This window comes from Stenotrophomonas sp. YJH_SMC_82, from assembly GCF_059368875.1.
Genome location: NZ_JCAFSE010000001.1, coordinates 1662453 through 1679579, shown reverse-complemented (window position 1 = coordinate 1679579; position 17127 = coordinate 1662453). Strand labels below are relative to the sequence as shown.

At 66.3% G+C, this 17127-nt stretch carries 15 protein-coding genes and 1 tRNA gene; 8 read left to right on the top strand and 8 right to left on the bottom strand.

Features of this window, described 5'->3' with window-relative positions:
• Nucleotides 1–195: 195 nt before the first annotated feature.
• Nucleotides 196–603, bottom strand: coding sequence for a hypothetical protein (locus tag AC5P53_RS07530; protein ID WP_241887404.1), 408 nt, complete (start codon nucleotides 601–603; stop codon nucleotides 196–198).
• A 632-nt stretch (nucleotides 604–1235) separates the two neighbouring features.
• Between AC5P53_RS07530 and AC5P53_RS07525 the strand changes: the two genes are divergently transcribed.
• Nucleotides 1236–1685, top strand: a complete 450-nt coding sequence (locus AC5P53_RS07525) for a DUF3592 domain-containing protein (RefSeq protein WP_241887400.1) — start codon at nucleotides 1236–1238, stop codon at nucleotides 1683–1685.
• A gap of 54 nt (nucleotides 1686–1739) precedes the next feature.
• Here the strand turns inward: AC5P53_RS07525 and AC5P53_RS07520 are convergent, their stop codons facing one another.
• Nucleotides 1740–2093: a winged helix-turn-helix transcriptional regulator gene (locus tag AC5P53_RS07520; RefSeq protein ID WP_049415019.1), complete on the bottom strand. Its 354-nt coding sequence runs from the start codon at nucleotides 2091–2093 to the stop codon at nucleotides 1740–1742.
• A gap of 102 nt (nucleotides 2094–2195) precedes the next feature.
• Here AC5P53_RS07520 and acuI point away from each other — a divergent pair, with 102 nt between their 5' ends.
• Together acuI and AC5P53_RS07510 are read left to right on the top strand one after the other, a co-directional pair.
• Nucleotides 2196–3185, top strand: a complete 990-nt coding sequence (gene acuI / locus AC5P53_RS07515) for an acrylyl-CoA reductase (NADPH) (RefSeq protein ID WP_032957399.1) — start codon at nucleotides 2196–2198, stop codon at nucleotides 3183–3185.
• A gap of 150 nt (nucleotides 3186–3335) precedes the next feature.
• Nucleotides 3336–6089, top strand: a complete 2754-nt coding sequence (locus tag AC5P53_RS07510) for a UvrD-helicase domain-containing protein (RefSeq protein WP_241887482.1) — start codon at nucleotides 3336–3338, stop codon at nucleotides 6087–6089.
• 639 nt (nucleotides 6090–6728) lie between these two features.
• Here the strand turns inward: AC5P53_RS07510 and AC5P53_RS07505 are convergent.
• A tRNA-Ser gene (locus tag AC5P53_RS07505) sits at nucleotides 6729–6818 on the bottom strand.
• 124 nt (nucleotides 6819–6942) lie between these two features.
• Between AC5P53_RS07505 and AC5P53_RS07500 the strand changes: the two genes are divergently transcribed.
• Entirely contained in the window at nucleotides 6943–8016 is a 1074-nt protein-coding gene (locus tag AC5P53_RS07500) for a DUF4241 domain-containing protein (RefSeq protein ID WP_069118297.1), read from the top strand.
• 55 nt (nucleotides 8017–8071) lie between these two features.
• Here the strand turns inward: AC5P53_RS07500 and AC5P53_RS07495 are convergent, their stop codons facing one another.
• Nucleotides 8072–9064 (bottom strand): LysR family transcriptional regulator, encoded by a 993-nt coding sequence (locus AC5P53_RS07495; RefSeq protein WP_005410175.1) that lies wholly within the window; start codon nucleotides 9062–9064, stop codon nucleotides 8072–8074.
• A gap of 127 nt (nucleotides 9065–9191) precedes the next feature.
• Between AC5P53_RS07495 and AC5P53_RS07490 the strand changes: the two genes are divergently transcribed.
• Together AC5P53_RS07490 and AC5P53_RS07485 are read left to right on the top strand one after the other, a co-directional pair.
• Nucleotides 9192–9779, top strand: a complete 588-nt coding sequence (locus AC5P53_RS07490) for an FMN-dependent NADH-azoreductase (protein WP_014647610.1) — start codon at nucleotides 9192–9194, stop codon at nucleotides 9777–9779.
• A gap of 136 nt (nucleotides 9780–9915) precedes the next feature.
• Nucleotides 9916–10278 carry an SH3 domain-containing protein gene (locus AC5P53_RS07485; protein ID WP_053495993.1) on the top strand — a complete coding sequence of 121 codons (363 nt, stop codon included), beginning with the start codon at nucleotides 9916–9918 and terminating at the stop codon, nucleotides 10276–10278.
• Between the two features lie 66 nt (nucleotides 10279–10344).
• Here AC5P53_RS07485 and serS read toward each other — a convergent pair whose 3' ends face one another.
• Nucleotides 10345–11625 carry a serine--tRNA ligase gene (serS, locus tag AC5P53_RS07480; RefSeq protein ID WP_014647612.1) on the bottom strand — a complete coding sequence of 427 codons (1281 nt, stop codon included), beginning with the start codon at nucleotides 11623–11625 and terminating at the stop codon, nucleotides 10345–10347.
• A gap of 113 nt (nucleotides 11626–11738) precedes the next feature.
• Here serS and AC5P53_RS07475 point away from each other — a divergent pair, with 113 nt between their 5' ends.
• Nucleotides 11739–12374, top strand: coding sequence for an energy transducer TonB (locus AC5P53_RS07475; RefSeq protein WP_241887397.1), 636 nt, complete (start codon nucleotides 11739–11741; stop codon nucleotides 12372–12374).
• 119 nt (nucleotides 12375–12493) lie between these two features.
• Nucleotides 12494–13066, top strand: a complete 573-nt coding sequence (locus AC5P53_RS07470; protein ID WP_049442486.1) for an energy transducer TonB — start codon at nucleotides 12494–12496, stop codon at nucleotides 13064–13066.
• Between the two features lie 186 nt (nucleotides 13067–13252).
• On the opposite strand, the gene aroA is transcribed toward AC5P53_RS07470, so the two are convergent.
• The 3 genes from aroA to serC all read right to left on the bottom strand — a co-directional run bounded on the left by aroA (nucleotide 13253) and on the right by serC (nucleotide 16972).
• A complete protein-coding gene (aroA, locus tag AC5P53_RS07465) occupies nucleotides 13253–14560 on the bottom strand; it encodes a 3-phosphoshikimate 1-carboxyvinyltransferase (RefSeq protein ID WP_014647615.1) in 1308 nt (435 codons plus the stop codon).
• 75 nt (nucleotides 14561–14635) lie between these two features.
• A complete protein-coding gene (pheA, locus tag AC5P53_RS07460; RefSeq protein WP_014647616.1) occupies nucleotides 14636–15835 on the bottom strand; it encodes a prephenate dehydratase in 1200 nt (399 codons plus the stop codon).
• Between the two features lie 51 nt (nucleotides 15836–15886).
• Nucleotides 15887–16972, bottom strand: a complete 1086-nt coding sequence (serC, locus tag AC5P53_RS07455; protein WP_014647617.1) for a 3-phosphoserine/phosphohydroxythreonine transaminase — start codon at nucleotides 16970–16972, stop codon at nucleotides 15887–15889.
• Nucleotides 16973–17127: the final 155 nt, after the last annotated feature.

Here is a 17127-nt window from a genome sequence, read left to right as displayed (position 1 = left end):
GCGCCGGACATGGCGGGATTCCTTTCGTGTTCGGTGGACGGCGGCCGCGCACACGCGCCGGCACTCACCGCGACGGCAAGTGCAAGCGTCAGGCAACGGCCGGGGGACATCACGTGCATGGGCATTCCATTGCAGAGTTCCAGCGCCACTATAGGGAACCGGGCGTCAACGGAACAGGAACCGCGTCGCAGCCCTTCACGGCACCAGGCAGCGTTCCACCTGCAGCGACAACGCCTGGCAGGCGTTGAACAGGCCTTCGACCACGGCGGCGGAGGGACAGCAGGCAGGATCGTCGCTCTCCCGCGCCACATGCGCAGCGTGCAGCACCGCAGTCAACGCCGTGATGCCCGAAACGCTGCGGGTCGCCAGGGCCATGTCGAAGGCGCGGCCGCGGCTCAGGCACATTTCGCTCCAGGCCTCGCCATCGGCGCGCAGGTTCCTGCCGTGGCCTTTCAGGTGTGCAAAGAATGCCGATGGGGTGACGAACTCGGCGGATTCGCGGAGCGCGTCCTCCAGCGTTTCGGCCAAGGCGGCGGGAAGATCAAGTACGGCGGCACCCAGCAGCGCGTGCAGGCGGGGATGGTCGGGAAGGCGTTCGGGCATGACGGCAACCTCACGATGTGGCCACCTGCAGATGCAAGGTGGCGGACGGTGCGGGTTGGCGTGCCGGATACGTACCGCTAAAGCCGGCGGATCGGAAGATCCCCACGCACCGTCCACCATGAGCCGGTAGGCGGTGCATTGTCGCGGTTGCAGCTTCGGCTGCAATCGCGACCGGTAGCGGTACGTAAGTTCGGGACGCCAATCCCGGCCAGGGCGAGTGCCTTGGCGCGGCGATGATGGGCGCACTCCATCGCCGAAGCAAAGTAGGAAAAGTCCGCGCTGACGCGTTCCTACGCTGGTTGCGTCACAGGATGGCGAACCGTCCACCGACTGACGTGCTTCGTTGATACATCGCGCCTGCCTGCGCGTACTACCCAACGATCACATCGAGCCGAACGCGACACGCCGACCATGGCGATCGCGCAGAAATTCGCAATACGCACGGCCTCCGCCTTCAGCTGGAGCACAGACGTTCCGCGCTGGATGCACACCGGGAACGCTTGCATGGAGGAGCCCACAGGCACATTCGAGCGCGATCTGATCACAACGAAATGTCTGCGCCACGCCATTTTCGTACGAGATCCGCGAGGTGAGGACTATAGTCGCCGACCTCAATGGATCAGGAGCTCATTATGGAATTCACTTCCTGGCGCAACATTCTTGTTGCCGCTGGCGTGGCGGTCGCACTTTCCGTGGCCGCCTACAACGATCATCACCGTCATGCCCTCACTGACGGTGCCGAGGGGCGCGATGCGGTGGGCCTCGTCACCGAAGTGCATTGGGATGAGAAAAGGGGAAGAAAGAGCAACTTCGTCCTGAATGTCGAGTTCGAAACCGAAGACGGCCAATCACGCGTCGAGAAGATCGCGGTCTCCAACGACCTTGGCAATCGGATGCGTGCCACCGACGAGGCGGAAGAGATTGATATCCGCTACAACGCCAAAGACCCGTCCGTGGCGATGGCCGTTGGCGAAACGGACAACTCCCTGCTCTTGTTGTGGCTGGCCATCGCCTCCGCGCTGGTCACCCTGGCACTGCTGGCCACCCGGGTGGTGCAGGGCCGGAAAGCGCAGCCGGCCTGAGCCATCCAGGCGCGGGCGCATCCAGAATGCGCTCGCGCAGAGCCAAAAGTGTCTTCAACTCTGGCAATCGCCTTCCGTGCTTCCATGGCCGCGATAGGTCTCGCCCCACTCGCGCATGGCCAGCAGCACCGGTACCAGCGTGCGCCCGAACTCGGACAGCTCGTATTCCACTTTCGGCGGCACTTCCGGGTACACGTGGCGGATCACCACGCCATCGGCTTCCAGTTCACGCAGCTGGCTGGTGAGCATGGACTGGGTGGCATTGGGCACCCGTCGCGTCAATTCCATGAAACGCCGCTTGCCGGTCATCAGGTGAAACAAAATGATCGGCTTCCACACGCCGCCGATCACCGACAGCGTGACTTCCACCGCGCAACCGCTCTTGCCATCCCAACGCTTGCTACGCATGCATACTCCGGAAAACCATAGTACCTACGGGAAATCGTCGTTCTTGTTGCGATAACGGTGCGAGCCTAGCATGGGGCCATCCACTGAACGTGAGCCCCCACCATGAGTTTCAAGGCACTGCTGACCCGCAAGACGAACGACGGCGTATCCACGGAACTGGTCGATTTCAATGAAGCCGACCTGGTGGACGGCGACGTCCTGGTACAGGTCGAGTACTCCACGCTCAACTACAAGGATGCGCTTGCCCTCACCGGCAAGAGTCCGGTCATCCGGACGTTCCCGCTCATTCCCGGCATCGATCTGGCAGGCGTGGTGCTGGAATCCAGCACGCCCGACTTCAAGCCAGGCGACCGCGTTGTGCTCAATGGCTGGGACCTGAGCATGGGCCACCACGGCGGCCTGGCACAGCGCGCCCGCGTACGCGGCGAATGGCTCAACCGGATTCCCGGCAACCTGAGCACCCGCGACGCCATGGCCATCGGCACCGCTGGCTATACCGCGATGCTGTGCGTGCTGGCCCTGGAGCATGCAGGGGTGACGCCTGCACAGGGCGATGTGCTGGTTACCGGTGCCAACGGCGGCGTCGGCTCGATTGCGGTGGCGATCCTTTCAAAGCTGGGTTATCGCGTGGTGGCCGCCACCGGGCGGCCGGAGCACGCCGAGTATCTGCACAACCTGGGTGCGGCCGAGATCATCGATCGTGCGCAGCTCTCGGAGCCGCGCGAGCGGCCGGTGAGTGCCGAGCGATGGGCCGGCGTGGTGGATGTGGCCGGCGGCCCAACGCTGGTCAATGCCATCGCCGAAACGAAGTACCGCGGTGCCGTGGCCGCCTGTGGCCTGGCCCAGAGCGATGCACTGCACGGCTCGGTGCTGCCCTTCATCCTGCGCAATGTGACCCTTGCGGGCGTGGATTCGGTGAATGCCCCACAAGAGGTTCGCCAGCGCGCCTGGGATCGGCTCGCGACCGACCTGGACCCGCAGAAGCTGGAAAGCACCGTGCAGCAGATCGGCCTCGCCGAGGTGCTGGATGTCTATGAGCAGATCATCCCCGGCAAGGTGCGTGGCCGCATTGTCGTGGATGTGAACGCCTGACGCCTGCCGCGCCGGCGAGGGTGCAATGCCATCGCTGGCGCGCGTGCGCGAGTGACCGGAAACCCAGCGTGCCATGCCAAGCGGCCTTATCATGGGGCGGCAAGGGCACTTTACGCCCGGTGACGTACGCAAGGCAGTATCTGGATGTCTATGGAATGGCGCCCCTCGGGCTGGGGCCAGCGTGTGACCCGCTCGCCGGACTGGCAGTTGCGGCTGGATGGCGAACAGCTCGCGCTTTTGATCGACGGCAGGCAGTACCGCCAGCAGGTGGCGAACGAACACAGCGTGCGGGTCGTTCGCGGCGTGCTCTGGTCCCGGGTCGAACTGACGACCGAGCGCGGTGAAGCACTGTCCGTGGATGGGCTGCCCAACAGCCAGGGCTCCCGGCTTGCGGCTGCCGTGCAGCATATGCTTTTCGCGCGCTCCAGGCGGGGGCGCAAAGCACTATTTGAGCGCGCTCTGGCGGAGATCCAGGCGTGGCTGGCCGAAGCAGACGCGCTTACCGACCGAGGCACCACCGGACGCCGCTGGATCACCCACGAACAGCAGCAGGCGTTGCTGGCCGACCGCCCCGCCCTGCCCCTGCCGCCCGCCGAGCTGGAGCAGCTGTTCCTCGACGAGGAGGTGCACGACGACCTGCACGCGCCCGGCCACCGCATGGCGCTGGACGCCCTGCACGACTGGCAGCTGGATTGGCCCGCCGTCTGGGCCGAGGCCAACGCGACCATGGCAGAGCGCGAGCGGGTGCTGGCCAAGGACTTCCTGGACCGGGTCGAGAGCAAGCCCCTGACCGAGGAACAAGCCCACGCCGTCATCTGCTTCGACAACCGGGTACAGGTCGTGGCCGCGGCCGGCTCTGGGAAAACCTCCACAATGGTCGCCAAGGCCGCTTATGCCATCGACCGCGGCTTTGTCGAACCCGAACGGATCGTGATGCTCGCCTTCAACAAGGACGCCGCCCAGGAGCTGGAGGAGCGCGCGCAGCGATGCTTCGACCGGCTCGGCATGGGCGACACCGTGGTGGAAGCCCGGACTTTCCACGCCCTGGGCCTGTCCATCATCGCCAAAGCCACAGGGCGCAAGCCGGATATCCCGGAATGGGCTGTCGACGCGACGCTGGGCTTCAACAAGCTGGCCGAACTGGTGGACGACCTGAAGGACCGCTCGACCCATTTCCGCACCCAGTGGGACATGTTCCGCCTGGTGTTCGGGCGCGACCTGCCGCCGTTCGGTGCCGACATGATGGCCGATGGTTACGACCGCGATGGCACGCCCTACATCCGCACCCTGAAGGGTGAGCGGGTGAAGAGCCTGGAGGAGTGCGTCATCGCCGATTGGCTGTTCTACAACGGCGTGGCGTACGACTACGAGCGGCGCTACGAATTCGATACCGCGACAGACACCCATCGCCAGTATCGCCCGGACTTCTACTATCCGGACGCCCAGCTGTATCACGAGCACTTTGCGCTGGATGCCGATGGCCAGCCGCCAAAGCACTTTGCCAACTACAGCGAAGGGATGCACTGGAAGCGCCAGCAGCATGTGGCGCGCGGCACCGCTCTGGTCGAGACGACGTCGTTTGGCCTGCGCAGTGGACAGGCCCTGCAGCATCTTGCCGAGCGGCTTGGCGCGTCTGATGTCGAGCTCGACCCGAACCCGGACCGCGAGCTGCCTGATCAAGGCGCCAAGCCGATGCCGGACGCAGACCTGATTGGCCTGATGCGCACCTTCATTGCCCATGCCAAGAGCAACTGCCTGACACTGGACGATATGGCGGCGCGCCTGCGGCAGATGCCCGAGGATCAGTTCAAGGAACGCTACCGGCGCTTCCTGGAGATCGCCGGGCCGGTATTCCAGGCCTGGGACAATGCGCTGGCTGACGAGCGCAGCATCGATTTCGAGGACATGCTCAACATGGCGGCCGGGCTGCTGGAACAGGGCCACTATGAATCGCCCTACGAACTGGTGATGGCCGACGAATTCCAGGACGCATCGCGCGCCCGCGCGCGCCTCTGCCGTGCCCTGGTCAGCCAACCGGGCCGCCATCTGTTTGCGGTGGGCGATGACTGGCAATCGATCAATCGCTTCGCTGGCGCCGACGTTGCGGTGATGACTGGATTCCGCGAATGGATGGGCCATGGCCAGGTGCTGAAACTGGAGCAGATGTTCCGCTGCCCACAGGCGCTGTGTGATGTGTCCAGCCGCTTCATCAGCCGCAACCCCGCGCAGATCGCCAAAAACGTTCGCTCTGCTGCGCCGGCAATGCGCCCGGTGCTGCAGGCGTTCCAGATGAACCGGCGCGAGGAGGTGCAGGATGGCGTTCGCCAGTACCTTGCGAAGCTGCACCAGCAACTGTTGTCAGGTGCAGTGCAGCAGGGCCGCACCGGGCGCGTGACGGTCTTTGTTCTGGGGCGGTATCGCGCGGATCGCGGTGCGATGCCTTCGGATTGGAAGACGGCCTTCGGCAGCACGATGGACGTCGAGTTCCTTACCGCACATCGATCGAAGGGGCGCGAGGCGGACTACGTGATCCTGCCGGGCATGATCAACCGCAGCTTCCCGAGCCTGCGCGCGGATGACCCGGTGCTTTCGCTGGCAATGCCGGACGGCGATACCTATCCGCTGAGCGAAGAACGGCGCCTGTTCTATGTCGCGCTGACGCGTGCGCGACGGTCGGTCGCGATGTTCACCCTGCAGGGCAAGCACTCGCCATTCCTGGATGAGCTGGTGAAGGACGGGGCAGTGGAAGTAACCGCGATTTCAGGCGCGGCCATCCACGAAGAGCGCTGCCCGGTGTGTAAGGTGGGCGTGTTCGTGGACCGGAATGGGCCGCACGGGGCTTTCCGCTCGTGCTCGAGTTATCCGTTGTGCCATAACAAGCCAACAGGTGGGCGTCGGGGCTGAATGCCGCTCCCTCCACATATGCCTGCCTGCATCAGGGCACATAGGCACCGTCTCGGTTTCGCCCCCGGCACGATGCGCGCCATGGCGTTTCCGGAAACGAAAAAGCCCCGGCAGGACCGAGGCTTTTGTCTGGAGGGTGGCAAGGTTGCAGGGTATCGCAAGGTCCCCACACGTCCCCGCCGCGCCCTGCTACGGGATAATGCAGCCGTTCAGACGCAGGCATTGCATATAGTTGCGGGTACAGATACTCAAGTTTGTACCTGACGCCTCGCACGCAATGTATTGGACCTCGCAGACGGAACAGGGGCCAGGGGCTTTCGCCGTGGCGCTGCTGATTCCAAAGGTCAACGCACAGGCCGCAACAGCAACAGAAAGCTTGAATCCAATCTTCATGCCATGACTCCGTTGGTCGCCCTCCTTGGGCATCCGAAGCCTAGCGCGGGTGCCGGGTGCATTCAAATTTCCCGGCGCGAACGTTTGTGCACTTGAAATGATTACCGCCCTTGAATGAAGCAGTTCCCTGTTGTCAGAGGAATGCACCGGTTCATTCGTTCACCTGACCTTGGTTGCCGGATGGCTGGCCAGCAAGGGCCGTAGAAACAGAAAAGCCCCTGCTTCCAGGGGCTCTTCTGAACTTCTTGGCGGAGAGAGTGGGATTCGAACCCACGGAAGGTTTAACCCTTCGCCGGTTTTCAAGACCGGTGCCTTAAACCGCTCGGCCATCTCTCCAATCGGGTCCCGGTCGCCCGGGCAGCGCCGTATTCTCGCACGTGAAGGGCATTTGCCCAAGACCACCTTGCCCCTGCCCTCCGCATCCGGCACGGTGGGGGCCTTCACCGCACTCGGAGCCGCCATGGCCCATCTCGATCTGGCCAACCTGCGCACCTGCCTGCTGGACGACACCCAGCTGGCCGCTGTGGCCCTGCACCGCACCTTCGCCGGGCACCTGCCGGTCAGCAGCGGGCACGTGGTGGTCTGCGATCCGCTGGTGCAGGCCGAGGCGCCTGCGCTGGCCGACTACACCGCCCCGCTGGGCCGGCATCCGGTCGAGATCATCGTGCACAGCGGCCGCCCGGCGTTGGCCGTGGTCTGGTTCAAGCCACGCGAAGCTCTCACCGCGACCGCCCTGCACTGGCAGATGGCGCGCTGGACCACGCAGGACCTGACCGGACTGGATGAGGACAGCTTCATCGGCTACCCGGTCGACGCTGGCATCGGTTGCTTCATGGACACCGACACCCAGCAGGCGCTGCTGGCCCTGATCGAACAGGCCGATGGCGACGAAGACGGTGAATGGTCGGATGCACTGATCGACCACGATGGCCTGGATGAAGGCGCCGAATATCGCCCCTGGGGCGAGGACTCGCCGCACGGCCTGGTGGTGTTCACCAGCGGCTGGGGCGACGGTGTCTATCCCAGCTACTGGGCGCTGGATACGTCCGGCATTCCGGTCGCCCTGGTCACCGATTTCCTGTGCATCCAGGGCGGCGACGGGCGCGACGAGCGCGAGATTGCCGACCAGGCCTATCGCGACAACCTGCCAGCTGCGGAAGCCGAGGCGCTGGCGCGGCTGGTGGCTGCAGTAGAACGAGACGACGCGGAGGCATTGCAAATCCTGTTGGAGGATGCGCCGCAGCGCGCCAACCTGATCGAACCGGGCTGTGGCGGCACCGCCCTGTACGAGGCGATCCGCCTGGATCGTCCGCAGGCATTGCGGGTGCTGTTGCAGGGCGGCGCATTGCCGGCAATGCCCGAACGCCTGCACATGAGCAAGGTGACCAGCTATCTGGACTATGCGCGATTCCTGAAGAAGCCACGCAGCGCGGAGCTGATGGCGGTGCTGGAAGCGCCCGTCGTTGCAGCCGGACCGCCACCGGCCGCACCGCGACGCCGTAGTTTCTGGGACCGGCTGTTCGGCCGGAACTGATCGGCGCCGGAATACAGCAACGCCGGGCATGGCCCGGCGCTACCTTCGCGCCTTCTCAGCCGGCATCCACCGCCAGCGCACCCAGTGCACTGGCCTTGATCCGCTCCTTGGCCTTTTCACAGGCGCCACCGCAATCCAGGCGCGAGGCCTCCAGCTGCGGCGGCAGGTGCTCGGCCAGGAAGTCGATGAACACGCGCACCGCCGGCAGCAGGCCGCGGCGCGAGGCGAACACGGCGTGGCACACGCCCTGCGGCAGCGACCAGTCCGGCAGCACCACTTCCAGCTCGCCATTACGCACGGCGTCGGCGCACACGGTTTCCGGCAGCATGGTGATGCCGAAACCGTCCTTCACCATGCTCTGCAGCAGCGGGAAGTCGAAGCCGGCCACGCGCGGCTGCAGGTCGACCCGGCGCACTTCGCCTTCCGGGCCATGCAGTTCCCAGCGCTGGCGGGCTTCGTCTTCGCTGATGCTGAGGGTCACGTGCTGGGTCAGCTCTTCCGGGTCCTTGGGGCGGCCGGCGCGGTCGAGGTACTTCGGGCTGGCCACCAGCAGTTCCTGCACCTGGCCGAAGCTGCGCATCACCAGGCTGCCGTCGTCGTCCAGGCGCGAACGCACGCGCAGGGCCACGTCGTAGCCTTCGTTGATGATGTCCACGCGGCGGTTGCTGATGTTCAGCTGCAGCCGCACCTTCGGATACTGCTCAAGGAACTTGGGCAGCAGCTTGGGCAGCTGCATCTGCGCCAGTGACACCGGCACGCTGGCGCGCACCACGCCGCGCGGTTCGGCGCTGAGGCGGTCCACCACTTCGCGGGCGGCCTGGGCCTCGGCCAGCATCGTCTGCGCATGCCGGTGCACGCTGGTGCCGACATCGGTGACCGCGAAACGGCGCGTGGAGCGCTGCAGCAGGCGCACGCCCAGGTCGGTTTCCAGCTGGCTGATGCGGCGGCTCAGTCGCGACTTGGGGATGCCCAAAGCGCGCTCGGCGGCGGCGAATCCGCCGTGGTCGACCACCATCGCGAAGTAGTACAGGTCATTCAGGTCATGCATGCCCGAGTTCCATATCTAGAACAATACGTGGCATTCAATCACCTTTATTCCGCCTTTGCAACAACCTATCGTTCTCTCCGTCGGCGGGGCCACCCCGCCCCTTCCTCCCAGAACATAGGTGACTGCCATGAAGCTTCTGCATCTCGACGCCAGCGTGCTTGGCGACAACTCCGTCTCGCGCCAGCTGTCGGCCGCCGTGGTCGCCCGCCTCGCCAGCCAGATCGACGGCCTGCAGGTCGATTATCGCGATCTTGACGCCAATCCGGTACCGCACCTGCGCAGCAGCTCGCTGGCCAAGACCGACGCCGCTGAAGCGACCGATGCTGAACAGGTGATGCAGCAGTTCCTGGAGGCCGACATCGTGGTGATCGGCGCGCCGATGTACAACTTCAGCATCCCGTCCACGTTGAAGGCCTGGATCGACCGCGTGGCCGTGGCCGGCCGCACCTTCAAGTACACCGAGAACGGCCCGGTGGGCCTGGCCGGTGGCAAGCGGGTGATCATCGCCAGCAGCCGTGGCGGCATCTATACCGACTCGCCGGCCGACTTCCAGGAGCCGTTCCTGCGCCAGGTGTTCGCCTTCATGGGCATCAACGAAGTCGAGTTCGTGCGCGCCGAGGGCATCGCCTACTCGCCGCAGCACCGTGAAGACGCCATCGCCGGTGCGCTGGCGGCGCTGCCGTCGCACGAAGCGGCCGAAGCCGTCGCGGCGTAACGCGTTCCAACGTTCGGCGCCCCTCTCTCCTCGTCTGGGCGCTGAACGCGGGCCGGGATCCCCTCCCCCTCCCGGCCCACCCTGGCGGCCCCGCTGTGCGGGGCCGTTTTCTTTTGCGGCGCGCTAGGCTGGGGGCATGAACTACATCGTGACGGCTGCGCACCGCAGCGAATTTCCGCACCCGATCATCCTGCGCCGCGGCCAGGCGCTGGTGGTGGGCGAACGTTATGAAGGCCCGGAGGGCTGGGACGACTGGTTCCTCTGCGAGGCCGAGGGGCAGCAGCCCGGATTCGTGCCGGCGCCGGTGATCGGCCGCGATGCGCAGGGTGGCGCGTTTGCCACGCAGGATTACTGCGCGCGCGAACTGGATGTGGACCCCGGCCAGACGCTGCGCGGGATGCGCACGCTCAATGGCTGGGCATGGTGCGTGCCGGAGAACGGCGAACCGGGATGGGTGCCGCTGGAGAAGCTGCGGGCCATAAAGGAGAGCCGAGCATAGGCTCGGCTCTACACAGATCTGTAGCGCCCGAGCCCATGCTCGGGCGGCGGCGCGCAGCGCCGGCTATCAGCCAATGGTTTCCAGGCCACCCATGTACGGGCGCAGGGCCTCCGGCACGGTGATGCTGCCGTCGGCGTTCTGGTAGTTCTCCATCACCGCGATCATCGCGCGGCCAACGGCCACGCCCGAGCCGTTCAGCGTGTGCGCCAGCTCCGGCTTGCCGGTGGCCGGGTTGCGCCAGCGCGCCTGCATGCGGCGGGCCTGGAAGTCACCACAGTTCGAGCACGAGGAAATCTCGCGGTAAGTTTCCTGCGACGGCAGCCAGACTTCCAGGTCGTAGGTCTTCACCGCCGAGAAGCCCATGTCGCCGGTGCACAGCAGCACCTTGCGGTACGGCAGGCCCAGCTTTTCCAGCACCACTTCGGCGCAGCGGGTCATGCGCTGGTGTTCGGCGTCGCTGTCTTCCGGGCGGCTGATCGAGACCAGCTCGACCTTCTCGAACTGATGCTGGCGGATCATGCCGCGCACGTCGCGGCCACCGCTGCCGGCCTCGGCACGGAAGCACATCGAGTGGGCGGTCATGCGCAGCGGCAGGCGCTCGGCGTCGACGATCTCATCGCGCACGATGTTGGTCAGCGGCACTTCCGAGGTCGGGATCAGGTAACGCGTGGAGTCGCCCACGGCGGTCTTGAACAGGTCGTCCTCGAACTTCGGCAGCTGGCTGGTGCCGCGCAGCGAGTCGGCGTTGACCAGCAGCGGCACGTTGGTCTCCTCGTAGCCGTGCTCGCCGGTGTGCAGGTCGACCATGAACTGGGCCAGGGCGCGGTGCAGGCGCGCGATCGGGCCACGCAGCACGGTGAAGCGCGAGCCGGACAGCTTGGCCGCGGTCTCGCCGTCCAGCCAGCCGTTGCGGGCGCCCAGTTCGACGTGGTCGAGCACCTTGAAATCGAACTGGCGCGGGGTACCCCAGCGCGCCTGCTCGACGTTGTCGTTCTCGTCGGCACCGGCCGGCACGTCGTCGGCCGGCAGGTTCGGAATGCCCATCGAGATCGCTTCGATCTTCTCGCGCAGCTCGTCCAGCGCCACTTCCGAAGCCTTCAGCTCGTCGGCGAAGGCAGCGACCTCGGCCATGATGGCCGAGACGTCCTCGCCCTTGGCCTTGGCCTGGCCGATGGCCTTGGAACGGCTGTTGCGCAGGCTCTGCAGCTCCTGGGTCCGCACCTGGATGCGCTTGCGATCCGCCTCCAGGGACTCCAGGGCAGACACGTCGAGCTCGAAGCCGCGGCTGGTGCGCAGGCGTTCGGCGAGGTCGGCGGGCTGGTGGCGGAGCAGGGCTGGATCAAGCATGGCAGGTGTCGTGGTGGGTATCAGGGATGGGATTATCGCTTGTTATACGGATTTCTGCCGCCCGGTTCATTCCTGGCGTGGCAGAATCGGGCTATTCCGTACTGGTCCGGTCCATGTCTGCACCCCGCTCGTCGTCCGCCAAGTCGTTCACTGTGCATATCCCGCGCAACGCCCTGAAGATCGCCGGCATCGCCTTCGGCGTGGGCGTGCTGTTGTTCGTGCTGGTCTGGTTGACCGGCCGCGACAAGGAGTTCTTCCGTGCCGATCCGGCCGCGCAGACCCCGCAGGAGACCGCGCAGGTGGAACCGCTGCCGGAACCGCTGGCCGCCGCCGCAGGCTCCAGCGACATGCCCGATGCCAAGCCGGCCCCGGTAGAGGACGACGCCCCGAAGCTGGTCGAAACCGCCCCGCCGCCGGCGCCCATCGCTGAACCGGCCCCGGCCACGCCGAGCCCTGCGCCAGCCGCCACCGGCAACAGCCAACCGATGCCGATTGCCGGCCAGTCGCCGCCGCCGGCCTACCCGGCCGCGGCCCTGCGCGCGGGCGAGACCGGCAGCGTGGTGGTGCGCGTGGACGTGGATGCCACCGGCTACCCGAACAATGCCACGGTGATCCAGCGCAGCGGCTCACGCGAGCTCGACCGTGCCGCCACCGACGCCGTGCGCCGCTGGCGTTTCACCCCGGCGCAGAGCAACGGCCAGGCCGTACCGGGCAGCATTGAAGTGCCGTTCGACTTCAAGACCCAGTAACTGAACGTTTCCCGGCAGGCAACCTGAACCCTGCCGGTGACGTTGACGCAACGCTGACACTTCCCGCCACTGGCCCGCGCAACACTCTCCCCGTCGTCCATTGACGGAAGGAGTTTGCGATGACCGCCACCACCCACGAAGACCTTCATTCGCCGCAGCTGCAGCAGGACGCCAGCGAACAGCACAAGCCCACGTCGCCCTGGATGTGGATCGCGCTGATCGTGGCGATGTTTGCCGCCGCGCTGCTCTGGCTGCGTCACTCGAATCAGGAAGACGTGGCGCCGGCACCGGTCGGCGAGCGCATGCTGCCCGCCCCCGAGCAGGCGCCGGTGGCCGACGCGCAGGAGCCGGCGGCCCGCCAGGCCGCACCGGTCGGCAACCAGCGCAAAGCCACCCCTGCGGTACGCAATCGCGAGGCGCGCCCGCTGGCAGGCAACATCAAGCCGACCTACCCCGCCGCCGCGCTGCGTAATGGCGTACAGGGCAGCGTGATCGCCAGCCTGAATGTCGATAGCCGCGGCCAGGTGACCAATGCCGCGATTGTTTCGCGCAGCGGCGAACGCAGCCGTGACCTGGATCGCGCGGTGCTGAGCGCCGTGCAGAACTGGAAGTTCCAGCCGGCGATGCATGAAGGCCGTGCAGTGGCCAGTGTGGTGCGGGTCCCGGTGGATTTCCGTACCGAACAGCGTTGATCGCGGACGAGGGGTTCGTGATGTTTAGACGGAGGCTTCGGCCTCCGTCCTTTTATCTGGAGAGGCGTGCCAACCAAGGTTGGCACCTACCGGGCGATGTGAGCGTGCCAACCAGGGTTGGCACCTACCGGGTGATGTGAGCGTGCCAACCAAGGTTGGCACCTACCGGAAAACGCGATCCGCCGATCAGGCCAGGTTGAAGCCGGCGCTGCGCGCCAGGCCATCGAAGTCCGGGAAGGACGTGGCGACGTTGGCGATGTCGTTAATGCGCACTTCGCCGTCGCTGATCTGGCCGGCAATGGCGAATGCCATGGCGATGCGATGGTCGCCGTGGCTTTCGATGGTGCCACTCCCCAGCCGAGCCCCGCCGTGCAGGGTGGCGCCATCCTCGGTCTCGTCCACCTGCATGCCCAGCGCGCGCAGGCCAGTGGCCATCGCCGCAAGACGATCGGATTCCTTCACCCGCAGTTCGGCAGCACCGCTCACCACGGTCTGGCCTTCGGCGGCGGCGGCGGCCACGAACAGCGCCGGGAACTCGTCGATCATGTCCGGCACCAGTGCTTCGGGAATACGCGCGCCCTTCAGCGGAGCGTAGCGCACCACCAGATCGGCCACCGGCTCACCGCCCTGCTCGGCCGGATTCTCTTCGCTGATATCCGCCCCCATCAGGCGCAGCGCGTGCAGCAGGCCGGTGCGACGCGGGTTCAGGCCGACCTGCTTCAGGCGCAGTTCGGAACCGGGAATGATGCTGGCGGCGACCAGGTAGAACGCGGCCGAAGAGAAGTCGGCCGGCACCACGATGTCCGTGGCGCGCAGGCGCTGGCCGCCCCGCAGGCGCGCCTCGCCCGGCGAGAATTCGATGTCCACGCCGAAGGCGGACAGCATGCGCTCGGTGTAGTCGCGGGTCGGGTGGGGTTCCACCACGCGGGTTTCGCCCTGCGCGTACAGGCCGGCCAGCAGCACGGCCGACTTGATCTGTGCGCTGGCCACCGGCGAGGCGAAGTCGATGCCATGCAGCGTCTGGCCGCCATGCACGTGCAGCGGCGGCGTGCCGTCGTCCTGGGTATCGATCCTTGCGCCCATTTGCGACAGCGGGCCGGTGACACGGCGCATCGGGCGGCCGGACAGCGACTCATCGCCGATCAGCGTGCAGTCGAACGCCTGGCCCGCCAGCAGGCCGGCCAGCAGGCGCATGCCGGTGCCGGCATTGCCGCAGTCCAGCGGTGCCTCCGGCGCTTTCAGGCCGTCGATACCGACGCCGTGCACGATGCGCTGCGACGGGCTGGGGGTTTCGATGCGCACACCCAGCTGGCTGAAGATGCGCGCGGTGGCGCGGGTGTCCTCGCCTTCCAGGAAGCCTTCGATATGCGAAGTACCATCGGCCAGCGCGGCGAACATCACCGAGCGGTGCGAGACCGACTTGTCGCCGGGAATGGTCAGGCTGCCCTGCAGCGGCTGGCCCTTGCGGGCGATCCAGTGTTGCGCGTTGCTCATCGTTCGATCGTTCCGTAAACGCCGGCAGCGCCGGCGAGCATCAGGGAGCGGCGGCCAGGGCCGCCACAGCAGCACTCAGGGCACGGCCACCGGGTAGGAGCCCAGCACCTTGATCTGCGCCGAGTGCGCTTCCAGTTCGGCCAGCGCCGCCTGCATCGGCGCGTCGTCGATGTGGCCGGCCAGGTCGATGAAGAAGCCGTATTCCCACTTGCCGTGGTGCGACGGCCGCGACTCGATGCGGTTCATGCTGATGCCGTGGCGGGCGAACGGGCTGAGCACATCGAACAGCGCACCGGGCTTGTCATGGATGAACACCAGCACCGAGGTGCGGTCGTGACCGGAGGTCGGGAAGATGTTGCGGCCCACCACCAGGAAGCGGGTGGTGTTGTCGGCATCATTCTGGATCGGCTTGGTGACCACCTTCTTCAGGCCGTACACGTGGCCGGCACTCTCGCCGCCGATGGCCGCCGCGTCGTCGGCGTTGCGCGCGCGACGCGCACCCTCGGCATTGCTCGACACCGGAATCTTCTCGGCCTTCGGCAGGTTGGCGCGCAGCCACGCCGAGGTCTGCATGAACGACTGCGGATGCGCGTAGATGCGCTCGATGTCCTCGATGCGGCCGCTGCGCGACATCAGGAACTGCTGCACGCGCAGTTCCACTTCGCCACAGATCTTCAGGTTGGAGGTCAGGAACATGTCCAGGGTGATCTGGATGGTGCCCTGTCCCGAATTCTCCACCGGCACCACGCCGAAATCGGCGTTGCCCGCTTCCACTTCCTGGAATACTTCCTCGATGCTGGCCATCGGCAGGCCCAGCGCGGAGCGGCCGAAGTGCTTGAGCACGGCCTGCTGGCTGAAGGTGCCTTCCGGGCCGAGGTAGCCGATCTTCAGCGGCTCCTGCTGGGCCAGGCAGGCCGACATGATCTCGCGATAGACATGCACCAGCAGCTCGTCGCTGAGCGGGCCTTCATTGCGGTCCACCACCATGCGCAGCACCTGCGCTTCGCGCTCGGGGCGGTAGTAGTCGACAGCGGCGGCCAGCTTGCCCTTGGCCTTGCCGACCTGGTGGGCGAAGCGCGCGCGCTCGGCGATCAGGCTCTGGATGTCACGGTCGATCTGGTCGATCTTCGAGCGCACATCGGCCAGCGCCAGCGGTGCCAGGGTGGGTGCCGGGTTCGAGGCGGCCTTGGCCTTGCCCTTCGCCTTGCTGGGCGCGCTGTCCTTGGCCGGTTCGGCCTTCTTCGGCGCCTTCTTGCTGGATTTGCTGCTTGCCATCGGAATTCCTTGTTGCGGGACCCGCACCCGACGGTGCGCGCCGTTCATTGCTCAGCCGTGACGCTGCTGGAAATCGGCCATGAAGGCGACCAGCGCCTCGGCCCCGGCCAGCGGCATGGCGTTGTACAGCGAGGCACGGATGCCCCCGACCACCTTGTGTCCCTTCAGCGCCAGCAGGCCGGCAGCCTTGGCTTCGGCGACGAAGCGGGCATCAAGCCCGGCATCGGGCAGGAAGAACGGGATGTTCATCCGCGAGCGTGCCGCATGCGCGACCTCGTTGCGGTAGAAGCCGCCGGAGCCATCGATGGCGCCGTACACCAGTGCCGCCTTGGCGGCATTGCGCCTGGCGAATTCGGCCACGCCGCCTTCGGCCAGCATCCACTTGAACACCAGGCCGGCCAGGTACCAGTTCCAGGTCGGCGGGGTGTTGAGCATCGAATCGCGGGCGACATGCGAGCGGTAATCGAAGATGTCCGCGCGCGGCTGGCCAGTACGCTCGAGCAGGTCGCGGCGGACGATCATCACTGCGATGCCGACCGGGCCCAGGTTCTTCTGCGCGCCGGCATAGATCACACCGTAGCGGCGTACATCCAGCGGCTCGCTGGCGATGGACGAGCTGAAGTCCGCCACCAGCGGCACATCGCCGGTATCCGGCACATCACGGAACTCGACGCCGTGGATGGTCTCGTTGGCGGTGATGTGCACATAGGCGGCGTCGGGCGAGAGCTGCCAGTCGGCGCGGGGCGGCAGCGTGCGATAGCCGTCGGGCTCGCTGCTGGCGGCAATGTTGACGTCGACGTAGACGCCGGCCTGCTTGACCGCAGTCTTTCCCCAATGGCCACTGACCACGTAGTCGGCGCGCTGGCCGGGGCTGGCGAAGTTGAGCGGGATGAGCGCCTGCTGGGTGGTGGCACCACCGGACAGGAACAGCACCGCGTAGTCGTCGGGGATATCGAGCAGGCGGCGCAGGTCGGCCTCGGCCTCGGCGGCCACGGACATGAATTCCGCGCCGCGATGGCTCATTTCCACGATCGAGGCACCACTACCGTGCCAGTCCAGCATTTCCGCCTGCGCCTGGCGCAGGACCGATTCCGGCAAGGTCGCAGGGCCGGCACTGAAGTTGAACGCGCGCGTCATGTCACACCTGTGGGGCAAGACCCCTAGTATGCCGCAGTGCACCAGCCTTGCGGCCTAGTGCGGCAAGGGAAATTTGGTTTCATTGGAATCCATTCGCCGCCGGCGTGGCGCCGGTAGTCGCCGACCTCGGTCGGCGTACGCCGTCAGGCGTCATG